The organism is Pseudomonas sp. OVF7, assembly GCF_030644265.1.
In the GTDB taxonomy this organism is placed as follows: Bacteria; Pseudomonadota; Gammaproteobacteria; order Pseudomonadales; family Pseudomonadaceae; genus Aquipseudomonas; species Aquipseudomonas gorinensis.
Genome location: NZ_CP128996.1, coordinates 5814002 through 5826238, shown reverse-complemented (window position 1 = coordinate 5826238; position 12237 = coordinate 5814002). Strand labels below are relative to the sequence as shown.

Here is a 12237-nt window from a genome sequence, read left to right as displayed (position 1 = left end):
AGTGGGTTATGCAAGTAAAGCGTTTTTTCGCCGCCGATATGCGTCAGGCCATGAAACTGGTCCGTGATGAGCTGGGCGCCGACGCTGCGATTATCGGTAACCGCCGTATTGCTGGCGGTGTCGAGCTGACGGCTGCCCTGGATTACACCCCTTCGGCGCTGGCCCCGCGCGTGCCGAACATGGAACTCGAAGACGAGCTGCGCAAGACCGCCTCGCGCATTGTGTCGGCCCAGGCTGAGCTGAGCATGCGGGGTGACAGCGATGCCACCACCAATCGCCAGTTGTTCGCCGGCTTGCCGCTGACCGCTGCCGAGCCGCTGGTCGAACCTACGTTCAAAGAACCGCCACGTCCTGCAGCGCCCGCGCCGGCTGCCGCAGTCGACCAGCGCGTGTTCGATTCGATGCGCTTTGAACTCAACGGCCTGCGTGAATTGCTGGAAGTGCAGTTGGGCTCGCTGGCCTGGACCCAGTTGCAAGGCAGCAAACCGCACCAGGCTAACCTCTGGCGTCGCCTGCAACGCATCGGCCTGTCTGGCCCGTTGTCCCGCGACCTGTTGGCGCTGACCACCGAAATCGAAGAACCTCGCCAGGCCTGGCGCATGTTGCTGGCCCACCTGGCGCGGATGATCGCCACCCCGGAAATCGAACCCCTGGAAGAGGGCGGCGTGATCGCCATGGTCGGCCCTGCCGGCATGGGCAAGACCACCACCCTGGCCAAGCTGGCGGCCCGTTATGTGCTCAAATACGGCGCTTCGAATATCGCGCTGGTGAGCATGGACAGCTACCGTATCGGCGCCCAGGAGCAACTCAAGACCCTGGGCCGCATCCTCAATGTGTCGGTGACCCACGTCGACCCGGGCCAGTCGCTGGCCAACGCGCTCGACCCGTTGCTGCGCAAACGCGTGGTGCTGATCGACACCGCGGGGCTGCAAGCCAGCGACCCGGCCTTGCGCCTGCAACTGGAAAGCCTGGCCGGGCGTGGCATCAAGTCTAAAAATTACCTGGTGCTTGCAACCACCAGCCAAAAACAAGTTCTTACCGCTGCGTACCATAGCTACAAGCGCTGCGGGCTGGCCGGCTGCATCCTGACTAAGCTTGATGAAACGGCGAGTCTGGGCGAGGTGTTGAGCCTGGCCATCAGTCATGAACTACCGGTCGCCTACCTGACCGACGGGCCGCGGATCCCGGATGACCTGCATCTGCCGCGCCGTCATCAGTTGGTCAGCCGTGCCGTCAGCGTGCAAATGCAAGAAGAGCCTAGCGAGGAAGCGATGGCCGACATGTTCGCTGACCTCTACCACAACCCGGCAAAACGGGTGGGTTGAGTCAGTATGAACACCGTGAAATGTATCTACATCGATGGTCTGCAAGCGATTCACGCGGCCAAGCCATGTAGCCTGCGTCTAAGCAAGACAAGGTAAAGAAATAAAATGGGCAGCATGCATCCCGTACAGGTGATCGCGGTGACCGGCGGCAAAGGTGGCGTCGGGAAAACTAACGTGTCAGTGAATTTGTCCCTGGCGCTGGCAGAGCTTGGCCGTCGCGTCATGCTGCTGGATGCTGACCTGGGGCTGGCGAATGTCGACGTTCTGCTGGGACTGACGCCCAAACATACCCTCGCCGATGTGATCGAGGGCCGCTGTGAGCTGCGTGATGTGCTGCTCCAGGGCCCCGGTGGGATCCGTATCGTACCGGCCGCCTCGGGCACCCAGAGCATGGTGCACCTGAGCCCGGCGCAGCATGCCGGTCTGATCCAGGCGTTCAGCGATATCGGCGACAACCTCGACGTGCTGGTGATCGACACCGCCGCCGGGATCGGCGAGTCGGTGGTCAGCTTCGTGCGCGCCGCGCAGGAAGTGTTGCTGGTGGTCTGCGATGAACCCACCTCGATCACCGACGCCTATGCCCTGATCAAACTGCTTAACCGCGACTACGGCATGAACCGCTTCCGCGTGCTGGCCAACATGGCCCAAAGCCCGCAGGAAGGCCGCAACCTGTTCGCCAAGTTGACCAAGGTCACGGATCGCTTTCTCGATGTCGCCCTACAATACGTCGGCGCAGTTCCCTATGACGAGTGTGTGCGCAAGGCTGTGCAAAAGCAGCGTGCAGTCTACGAAGCGTTCCCTCGTTCGAAATGCGCCTTGGCGTTCAAGGCTATTGCTCAGAAGGTCGATACTTGGCCGTTGCCCGCTAACCCTCGGGGGCATCTGGAGTTTTTCGTCGAGCGATTGGTGCATCAGACGAGCGCAGGACCCGTGCTATGACAGCGACCGGCTACAACGCCTACAAGAAGTCCGCCCGTGACAGTCAGGGTGAGTTGATCGAGCGTTACGCGCCTTTGGTCAAACGCATCGCCTATCACTTGCTGGCACGCCTCCCCGCCAGTGTCCAGGTCGAAGACCTGATCCAGGCCGGCATGATCGGCCTTCTCGAAGTGTCGACCAAATACGACGCGAGCAAGGGCGCGAGTTTCGAGACGTATGCGGGTATCCGTATCCGTGGCGCGATGCTCGATGAGGTGCGCAAAGGCGATTGGGCGCCGCGTTCGGTACACCGCAATACGCGCATGGTCAGTGACGCAATTCGGTCAATTGAAGCAAAAACCGGTCGCGACGCTAAAGATCATGAAGTTGCGGCCGAACTCCAATTGAGTCTCGACGATTATTACGGGATTTTGAACGATACCTTGGGCAGCCGCCTGTTCAGTTTCGACGACCTGTTGCAGGACGGCGAACACGAAGGGTTGCACGAGGACGGCGCGAGTACGCATATGGAGCCGTCGCGTGACCTGGAGGATGAACGCTTCCAGGGCGCATTGGCCGACGCAATTGCCAATTTGCCGGAGCGTGAGCGACTGGTGTTGGCGCTGTACTACGACGAAGAGCTGAACCTCAAGGAAATCGGTGAGGTCCTGGGGGTCAGCGAATCGCGTGTCAGCCAGCTGCACAGCCAGTGCGCGGCCCGCTTGCGGGGGCGATTGGGAGAGTGGCGCGCGCGCTGACAGGCAGTGTGGGGACACTGCAGACGCAACCGCGAGGGCCTTGGCCGCCGCGGGGGCTAACCGTGGTGCCCTGGGCAGTCCTTTTTGTGTAACGCCTGTTGATTGAAATGGCGCGTCCAGGTGCTGGGCGCGTTTAAGACTGCTTGGAGGTCGAATTGGACAAGAACATGAAAATCCTCATCGTTGATGACTTCTCAACGATGCGGCGGATCATAAAAAACCTGTTGCGTGACCTTGGGTTCACAAACACGGTCGAGGCGGATGACGGCCTTACGGCGATTCCGATCCTCAACAGCGGGAGCATCGACTTTCTGGTAACCGATTGGAACATGCCGGGCATGACGGGTATCGACTTGTTGCGCCACGTGCGTGCCGACGAAAAACTGCGCAGCCTTCCCGTGCTGATGGTGACCGCCGAAGCCAAGCGTGAACAGATCATCGAAGCCGCCCAAGCCGGGGTTAACGGCTATGTGGTCAAACCATTCACTGCGCAGGCCTTGAAAGAGAAGATCGAAAAAATCTTCGAACGCATCCACGGCTAATGCTGCCACGGGGGAGCTATGGAGCAAAAAGAATCATCGCAGGCCGACTTTGAGTCGACCCTGAAAAAACATGCTCACCAGCTGGTCGACAGCCTTGAAAAAGGCCAGTTCGGCGATGCGGTGCAGTTAATCCATCAGCTCAACCAGACCCGTGACCGCGGCCTGTACCAGGAGGTGGGCAAGCTCACACGCGAGCTTCACAGTGCGATCGTCAATTTCCAGATTGACCCGCACATGCCTCAAGCCGAAGAGATTTCGCAGATCACCGACGCCACCGAACGCCTGTCCTATGTGGTCAGGCTGACTGAGGCAGCGGCCAACCGCACCATGGACCTGGTGGAAAACGCCACGCCCCTGGTCAACGGCATGGCCACGGAAGCCCAGGCGCTGAGCGTTGACTGGGGTCGCTTCATGCGCCGTGAAGTCGGCGCAGAAGAGTTTCGTGAGCTGGCCCGTCGGGTCGAAGGGTTCCTGTCACGCAGCGAGCAGGAAAACCGTACGGTTTCCAGCAACCTCAATGACATTCTGCTCGCCCAGGATTACCAGGACCTGACCGGTCAGGTGATCAAGCGTGTGACCCAGTTGGTCACCGAAGTGGAAAGCAACCTGCTCAAATTGGTACTCATGGCCGGCCAGGTCGACCGTTTCGCCGGCATCGAACATGACCGCGAAGCGATCCTCTCTGAAAAAGATCCACAAAAACATCTCGCCAAGGGTGAAGGTCCGCAGATTCATGCCGATAAACGTGAAGACGTTGTGTCAGGTCAGGATGACGTAGATGACCTGTTATCCAGTTTAGGCTTCTAAGGAGCACACCCATGAGCTTCGGCGCCGATGAAGAAATCCTTCAGGATTTCCTTGTAGAGGCCGGCGAAATTTTAGAGCAACTGTCCGAACAACTGGTCGAGCTGGAAAGCCGCCCGGATGATGCGAACCTGCTCAATGCAATTTTTCGCGGTTTTCATACTGTAAAAGGGGGCGCCGGCTTCCTCCAGCTCCATGAGCTGGTGGAGTGCTGCCACATCGCCGAAAACGTGTTCGACATCCTGCGCAAGGGTGAGCGTCACGTTGACTCGGAGTTAATGGATGTAATCCTCGAAGCGTTGGATGCGGTCAACGGCATGTTCAGCGAAGTGCGCGAACGTGCCCCGATCACCGCCGCCACCCCGGAACTGCTGGCCGCCCTGGCGCGCCTGGCAGAACCTGCCGACACCTCGGCCGCGCCCGTGGTGGAAGCGGCGCCGGAGCCGGTGGTCGAAGCCGAAGCGGATGTCACCGACAGCGAGTTCGAGCAGTTGCTCGACTCTCTCAATGCGGTCAAGGCCGAGGCTGAAGCACCGTCGGCCGTACCCGCACCCGCGGCCGCTGCGCCTGCCGAGCCGACCAGCGAAGACATTACCGACGCAGAGTTCGAATCCCTGCTCGACCAGTTGCATGGCAAAGGCCAGTTCGCGGCTGATGCCGTGGCCACTGCGGCTGCCCCGGAAACGCCGGCGGCAACGGCCAGTACCGATATCACCGACGACGAATTCGAAGCGTTGCTCGACCAGTTGCATGGCAAGGGCACCTTTGCCGCCGATGCCTTGCCGGAAGTCGCGGCCACTGGCGCGGCGCCGACGCCAGCTGCACCGGGCGCCGCTGCGGCCCCTGCTGACGACGGCTTGATCTCCGATCACGAATTCGAAGCCCTGCTCGACGAATTGCACGGAAAGGGCAAGTTCACCGAAGTGGCCCCGGCTGCTGCGGCGACTGCCACCCCCGTGGCCGCGAAACCGGCACCGGCCAAGGCCGCCGCGCCTGCTGCCGCCAAACCGGCGCCAGCCCCAGCGCCAGCCGCCGCGGCCGCCGCGCGTGCGCCTGCCGCTGCCGTAGCCGACAAGCCTGCCAGTGAAGCCGAAACCACCGTACGGGTCGATACCGCACGACTGGACGACATCATGAACATGGTCGGCGAACTGGTGCTGGTGCGTAACCGCCTGGTGCGCCTGGGCCTGAACAGCGGCGACGAAGCCATGCAAAAGGCTGTGTCGAACCTCGACGTGGTCACGGCTGACTTGCAGACCGCCGTGATGAAGACGCGGATGCAGCCGATCAAGAAAGTCTTCGGCCGCTTCCCACGCCTGGTTCGCGACCTGGCTCGCCAGCTCAAGAAAGAAATCAACCTGGAACTGGTGGGTGAAGAAACCGACCTCGACAAGAACCTCGTCGAGGCCCTGGCCGACCCCTTGGTCCACTTGGTGCGCAACGCCGTCGACCACGGCGTGGAAACCCCGGAAGAACGCGAAGCCTCGGGCAAGTCCCGCAACGGCAAGGTGATCCTGGCGGCGGAGCAAGAGGGCGACCATATCCTGTTGTCGATTACCGATGACGGCAAGGGCATGGACCCGGCGATCCTGCGCAATATCGCGGTCAAGCGTGGCGTGATGGACAAGGACGCCGCCGACCGCCTGACCGACACCGAGTGCTACAACCTGATCTTCGCCCCAGGCTTCTCGACCAAGACCGAGATTTCCGACGTGTCGGGCCGTGGCGTGGGCATGGACGTGGTGAAGACCAAGATCAGCCAGCTCAACGGCTCGATCAATATCTACTCGACCAAGGGCCAGGGCTCGAAAATCGTCATCAAGGTGCCGTTGACCCTGGCGATCATGCCGACCCTGATGGTGATGCTGGGCAACCAGGCCTTCGCCTTCCCACTGGTCAACGTCAACGAGATCTTCCACCTCGACCTGTCACGCACCAACGTGGTGGACGGCCAGGAAGTGGTGATCGTGCGCGACAAGGCGCTGCCATTGTTCTACCTCAAGCGCTGGCTGGTGGCATCGGCTGCCCATGAAGAGCAGCGCGAAGGCCACGTGGTGATCCTTTCGGTGGGCACCCAGCGTATCGGCTTTGTGGTCGATCAACTGGTGGGCCAGGAAGAAGTGGTCATCAAGCCTTTGGGCAAAATGCTGCAGGGAACCCCGGGCATGTCGGGCGCGACCATCACCGGTGACGGTCGGATCGCGCTGATTCTCGATGTTCCGAGCATGCTCAAGCGTTACGCCGCACGGCGTATTTGATTCTGGTGGGGCAGGGCGGTATTGCCCGTCCCGCCTAACGGAGTGTTTATGGTAGTCAAGGTCCTGGTGGTGGACGATTCGGGTTTCTTCCGCCGCCGCGTCTCGGAAATTCTTTCCGCCGATCCAACCATCCAGGTGGTCGGTACGGCCACCAACGGCAAAGAGGCGATTGATCAGGCCATAGCGTTGAAGCCGGACGTGATCACCATGGACTACGAAATGCCGATGATGGATGGCATCACGGCAGTCCGGCACATCATGCAGCGCTGCCCGACCCCGGTATTGATGTTCTCCTCGCTGACGCACGAAGGCGCCCGGGTCACCCTGGATGCGCTGGATGCTGGCGCGGTGGATTTCCTGCCGAAGAACTTCGAAGACATCTCGCGCAACCCCGAGAAGGTCAGGCAGATGCTGTGCGAGAAGGTGCACAGCATTTCCCGCAGCAACCGTCGCAGCCTGTTCAGTGCGCCTGCACCGGCACCCGCAGCACCCGTCGCGCCCCCGGCTGCGCCCACCAGCACCGCGTTCGGTCGTCCGGCCCCGGCGCCTGTTGCCCGGCCAGCCGTGGCCCCGGCCCGTGCGTCGGCGCCCAGCGCCTATTCGCAAGCGCCCAAGCGCAAGGCTTATAAGTTGGTGGCCATTGGCACGTCCACCGGCGGCCCGGTGGCGCTGCAACGGGTATTGACCCAGTTGCCGGCCAACTTCCCGGCGCCGATCGTGTTGATCCAGCACATGCCTGCGGCCTTCACCAAAGCGTTCGCTGAACGCCTGGACAAGCTCTGCCGTATCAGCGTCAAGGAAGCCGAGGATGGCGACATCCTGCGCCCTGGCCTGGCGCTGCTGGCGCCGGGTGGCAAGCAGATGATGGTCGATGGCCGTGGCGCGATCAAAATCCTGCCAGGCGATGAACGCCTCAACTACAAGCCGTGCGTGGATATCACCTTTGGTTCTGCGGCCAAGTCCTACGGCGACAAAGTTCTGGCGGTGGTCCTCACCGGCATGGGCGCCGACGGTCGTGAAGGCGCGCGGTTGCTCAAGCAGGGTGGCAGTGCGATCTGGGCCCAGGATGAAGCCAGCTGCGTGATCTATGGCATGCCCATGGCCATCGTCAAGGCGGACCTGGCCGACGCCGTCTACAGCCTCGACGACATCGGCAAGTATCTGGTGGAGGCTTGCCTCTGATGGATGTCTTGAGCCTGATCGGTATCACCATGGCGTTTGTCGCGATCATCGGCGGCAACTACCTCGAAGGCGGTCACCTCGGCGCATTGGCCAACGGCCCGGCGGCCTTGATCGTGATTGGCGGTACCGTGGGCGCCGCGTTGCTGCAGTCGCCCTTGAGCTCATTCAAGCGCGCCATGCAGATCCTGATATGGATTATTTTTCCGCCACGCGTCGACCTTCCGGGTGGCATCGATCGGGTGGTCAACTGGAGCCTCATCGCTCGCAAGGAAGGCCTGCTGGGCCTGGAAGGCGTGGCCGATGCCGAGCCTGACAGCTACGCGCGCAAGGGCCTGCAATTGCTGGTGGACGGCGCCGAGCCGGAAGCAATCCGCAGCATCCTGGAAGTGGACTTCTACACCCAGGAAAGCCGCGATATCAACGCGGCCAAAGTCTTTGAAAGCATGGGCGGCTACGCGCCGACCATCGGCATCATCGGTGCGGTAATGGGTCTGATCCACGTGATGGGCAACCTCGCCGACCCTTCGCAACTGGGCAGCGGCATTGCCGTGGCGTTCGTCGCCACCATCTACGGTGTGGCGAGTGCCAACCTGGTGCTGTTGCCGGTGGCCAGCAAGCTCAAGTCGATCGCCATGCGCCAGTCCCGTTACCGCGAGATGCTGCTCGAAGGCATCCTCTCGATTGCCGAGGGCGAGAACCCGCGCTCCATCGAATTGAAGCTCCAGGGCTTCATGGATTGATGTACATGAAAGGTGTAGGAGCGAGCGTGCTCGCGAAAAGGGTCAACGATAACGCGGGCATCCTGGATGAACGCGTGGCTCTCGGATTTTTCGCGAGCAAGCTTGCTCCTACAGGTGATTCGTTGTGCGGAGGTAATCGTCTGTGAGCCGTCGCCGTCGCGAGCCTGAAGAACATGTCAACCACGAACGCTGGCTGGTGTCCTACGCGGACTTCATCACCTTGCTGTTCGCGTTTTTCGTGGTGATGTATTCCATCTCGTCGATCAACGAAGGCAAGTACAAAGTGATTTCACAGGCGTTGATCGGCGTATTCAACGACGCCGACCGCTCGCTCAAGCCCATCCCCATCGGTGAGGAGCGGCCCAAGACCGTGACCCCGGCCAAGCCGCTGGTCAACGACAGCGATGAAACCGCGGCTGGCGTGGGTGGCACCAGCGACCCGCTGAAAAGCATCGCCGACGACATCAGCGCCGCATTTGGCGACCTGATCAGTTCCAACCAGATGACCGTGCGCGGCAATGAGTTGTGGGTGGAGATCGAACTCAATTCCAGCCTGCTGTTCGCCAGCGCCGATGCGATGCCGAGCGACCAGGCGTTTACGATCATCGACAAGGTGGCGGCGATCCTCAAGCCGTTTGAAAACCCGATCCATGTCGAAGGCTTTACCGACAATATCCCGATCAGCACCGCGCAATACCCGACCAACTGGGAGCTGTCCTCGGCCCGTGCCGCCAGCATCGTACGCATGCTGGCCATGCAGGGTGTGAACCCCGGGCGGCTGGCGTCGGTGGGCTATGGCGAGTTCCAGCCGGTGGCCAACAACGCCACGGTGGAAGGCCGCGCGCGTAACCGCCGCGTGGTGCTGGTGGTGTCACGTAACCTGGATGTACGCCGCAGCCTGACCGGTACCGGCACCGCCAATGCAACACCGGACGCGGCCTTGAAGCGGGCTGGCACACAAACTGCACCAGCCCTTGCAAAACCGCCGGTGCGTCAAAGCTCCGTCAATTCTCCGTCACCGGCTCAATAACTTTATGCAATGTCTCGGTCGCGTCTACGCCCACCGGGAGGAACCAACCGAATGAGAGTCTGGGCAGTTGCCAATCAAAAAGGTGGAGTCGGCAAGACCACCACCTCCATCGCTTTAGCCGGCTTGCTGGCTGAGGCGGGCAAGCGTGTGGTCGTGGTCGACCTCGACCCCCATGGCTCGATGACCAGCTATTTCGGTTACGACCCGGATGCCCTGGAACACAGCAACTACGACTTGTTCCTGCACAAGGGCAGTGTGCCGAGCGATTTGCCTGGCCAATTGCTGTTGCCTACCAGTAACGAAAGCATTTCCCTGCTGCCGTCCAGCACCGCCCTGGCCACCCTGGAGCGCCAGTCGCCGGGGCAGAGCGGCTTGGGCCTGGTGATCGCCAAGACCCTGGCGCAACTGTGGCAGGACTTCGACTACGCAATCATCGACAGCCCGCCGTTGCTGGGGGTGCTGATGGTCAACGCCTTGGCGGCCAGCCAGCAACTGGTGATCCCGGTACAGACCGAGCACCTGGCGGTCAAAGGCCTGGAGCGCATGGTCAGCACCCTGGCGATGATCAACCGTTCGCGCAAACAGGCGCTGCCGTACAGCATCGTGCCGACCTTGTTCGACCGCCGTACCCAAGCCTCCCTTGGCACTTTACGCGTGCTGCGCGACGCCTACCCGGAGACCATCTGGAATGGCTATATCCCGGTGGACACGCGCCTGCGTGACGCCAGCCGCGCGGGCCTGGCACCGTCGCAATTCGACCCCAAGAGCCGTGGCGTGCTGGCTTACCGCGCATTGCTCAAGCACCTGCTGTCCCAACAGCTTGTGCCGCAGGTGGCGTGATGAACCGTCCCGTCGAACTCAAGACCCGGCCGCAACTGGCACTGGAATCCTACCTGGATGCCTTGCTGCAGGAAGCCACCGCCGAAGAACTGCCGGAACCGATCCTGGTGCTGGAACCGGCCGTACAGGAACCGCCGCAAAGCACGCTGGATGAGTTTCAACTGGCCGTGCTGGAAGAGCAGGCGCGGGATGCGCGGGCGGTGCCCGTCGCCGCGCCGGTGATGCCGAGCGCCCCTGTGGTGGTGGCGCCCGTGGTGGTCGAACCGGTGGTCGAAGTCCACTTGCCACCGAGTATCACACCGCCGCCGGTCAGTGGTGATGATCGCCCGTCGTGGGCCGCCGAGCCGTTCGAATGCCTGTTGTTCGACGTGGCCGGCTTGACCCTGGCGGTACCGCTGGTGTGCCTGGGCTCGATTTATTCCCTGGAAGGCCAGGAGCTGACGCCACTGTTCGGGCAACCGGAGTGGTTCCTCGGCATCCTGCCCAGCCAGGCCGGCAACCTCAAGGTGCTGGACACCGCGCGCTGGGTGATGCCCGATCGCTACCGCGATGATTTCCGCCAGGGCTTGCAATACGTGATTTCGGTGCAAGGCTATGAGTGGGGGCTGGCGGTGCATCAAGTCAGCCGCTCGTTGCGCCTGGACCCGAATGAAATCAAATGGCGCAGCCACCGGGGCCAGCGCCCCTGGTTGGCGGGCACCGTGATCGAACATATGTGCGCGTTGCTTGATGTCGCTGAACTGGCCGAGTTGATCGCCAGCGGTGCCGTCAAATCGATGCCAGGCCACACACGCAGTTGATTGAACAACAAGGACCGCACGGTTGTGCGGCCCACGAAGCACACACGCCGAAACTAACGGCATTTGAAGGGGTAGGGGTATGAATAAGTCAGCGTCCGCGTCCGCACAAGGTTCGGATGATCCGATCCTGCAATGGGTGACCTTCAAACTGGACAACGAAACCTACGGCATTAACGTGATGCGCGTGCAGGAAGTGCTGCGCTACACCGAGATCGCCCCGGTACCGGGTGCACCGAGCTACGTGCTGGGCATCATCAACCTGCGCGGCAATGTGGTGACGGTCATCGACACGCGCCAGCGTTTCGGCCTGGATACCGTCGAAGTCAGCGACAACACGCGTATCGTCATCATCGAAGCCGACAAGCAAGTGGTCGGGATCATGGTCGACAGCGTCGCCGAAGTGGTCTACCTGCGCCAGTCGGAAGTGGAAACAGCGCCGAACGTCGGTAACGAAGAGTCGGCCAAGTTCATTCAAGGCGTATGCAACAAGAACAACGAGTTGTTGATTCTGGTTGAGCTGGACAAAATGATGAGCGAAGAAGAGTGGTCGGAACTGGAGAGCATCTGATTGTTCCTTGAAGCAGCGGTGATTGTCCTGGCCCTGTTGTGGGCCGGGACGTTGGCATTCCTGCTGCGCCACCTGCGCCAGCAACGCGAATCGGCCATGCAACAGGCCGAGCGCGATGCCGTGCGTGATCGGCGCGTGCTGGAGCTGGTCAAGCGCGTTGATCACTTCCAGCAGAGTGCGGTACGGGTCGGAGACGAAGTGCATGAACTGCGCGCGATCCTTGCTCCCCTGCCGGACAAGCTGGCGCAGATCGAGCAGCGTGATCCGTCGAGTCTTTCCTTTGCCCAGGCCGCGAAGCTGGTGGGCATGGGGGCTACGGTGGATGAACTGACGCAGTCGTGTGGGTTGACCCAGGCTGAGGCGCAGTTGATGAGTAAGTTGCACAGGAGCTGAGCGTACTCGCCAATCCACCCGGTCAATTAATTTCCAATCCCAATGACTTTTTTCTCCTCCCCAAAGGTCAACATCCTTC

13 protein-coding genes are annotated in these 12237 nt (G+C 61.4%); all 13 read left to right on the top strand.

Translation table 11 applies throughout. The features are described 5' to 3' along the window. Window positions 1-8: 8 nt before the first annotated feature. The 13 genes from flhF to QU606_RS26345 all read left to right on the top strand — a co-directional run bounded on the left by flhF (window position 9) and on the right by QU606_RS26345 (window position 12158). Window positions 9-1325: a flagellar biosynthesis protein FlhF gene (gene flhF, locus QU606_RS26405; RefSeq protein ID WP_024076695.1), complete on the top strand. Its 1317-nt coding sequence runs from the start codon at window positions 9-11 to the stop codon at window positions 1323-1325. A 105-nt stretch (window positions 1326-1430) separates the two neighbouring features. Further along, window positions 1431-2264, top strand: coding sequence for a flagellar synthesis regulator FleN (gene fleN / locus QU606_RS26400; RefSeq protein ID WP_003192912.1), 834 nt, complete (start codon window positions 1431-1433; stop codon window positions 2262-2264). Next, complete coding sequence (fliA, locus tag QU606_RS26395; protein ID WP_024076694.1) at window positions 2261-3001, top strand: RNA polymerase sigma factor FliA; 741 nt, start codon at window positions 2261-2263, stop codon at window positions 2999-3001. Before fleN ends, fliA begins: the two co-directional genes overlap by 4 nt. Window positions 3002-3168: 167 nt before the next feature. Beyond that, window positions 3169-3543, top strand: coding sequence for a chemotaxis response regulator CheY (locus QU606_RS26390; RefSeq protein WP_160385018.1), 375 nt, complete (start codon window positions 3169-3171; stop codon window positions 3541-3543). Between the two features lie 18 nt (window positions 3544-3561). Further along, window positions 3562-4350 (top strand): protein phosphatase CheZ, encoded by a 789-nt coding sequence (locus tag QU606_RS26385; RefSeq protein ID WP_024076693.1) that lies wholly within the window; start codon window positions 3562-3564, stop codon window positions 4348-4350. 11 nt (window positions 4351-4361) lie between these two features. Next, on the top strand, window positions 4362-6605 hold the full coding sequence (locus QU606_RS26380; protein WP_102624821.1) for a chemotaxis protein CheA: 2244 nt from the start codon (window positions 4362-4364) through the stop codon (window positions 6603-6605). A gap of 48 nt (window positions 6606-6653) precedes the next feature. After that, window positions 6654-7787, top strand: coding sequence for a chemotaxis response regulator protein-glutamate methylesterase (locus QU606_RS26375; protein ID WP_304997804.1), 1134 nt, complete (start codon window positions 6654-6656; stop codon window positions 7785-7787). Further along, on the top strand, window positions 7787-8527 hold the full coding sequence (locus QU606_RS26370) for a flagellar motor protein (protein ID WP_168233199.1): 741 nt from the start codon (window positions 7787-7789) through the stop codon (window positions 8525-8527). The genes QU606_RS26375 and QU606_RS26370 overlap by 1 nt, the downstream gene beginning before the upstream one ends. 142 nt (window positions 8528-8669) lie before the next feature. Further along, window positions 8670-9557, top strand: a complete 888-nt coding sequence (gene motD / locus QU606_RS26365; RefSeq protein WP_069076742.1) for a flagellar motor protein MotD — start codon at window positions 8670-8672, stop codon at window positions 9555-9557. 51 nt (window positions 9558-9608) lie between these two features. Then, window positions 9609-10397, top strand: a complete 789-nt coding sequence (locus QU606_RS26360) for a ParA family protein (RefSeq protein ID WP_024076687.1) — start codon at window positions 9609-9611, stop codon at window positions 10395-10397. Further along, on the top strand, window positions 10397-11197 hold the full coding sequence (locus QU606_RS26355; RefSeq protein WP_024076686.1) for a CheW domain-containing protein: 801 nt from the start codon (window positions 10397-10399) through the stop codon (window positions 11195-11197). Before QU606_RS26360 ends, QU606_RS26355 begins: the two co-directional genes overlap by 1 nt. Before the next feature lie 79 nt (window positions 11198-11276). Beyond that, window positions 11277-11765 (top strand): chemotaxis protein CheW, encoded by a 489-nt coding sequence (locus QU606_RS26350; protein ID WP_024076685.1) that lies wholly within the window; start codon window positions 11277-11279, stop codon window positions 11763-11765. Next, entirely contained in the window at window positions 11766-12158 is a 393-nt protein-coding gene (locus QU606_RS26345) for a DUF2802 domain-containing protein (RefSeq protein WP_024076684.1), read from the top strand. Window positions 12159-12237: the final 79 nt, after the last annotated feature.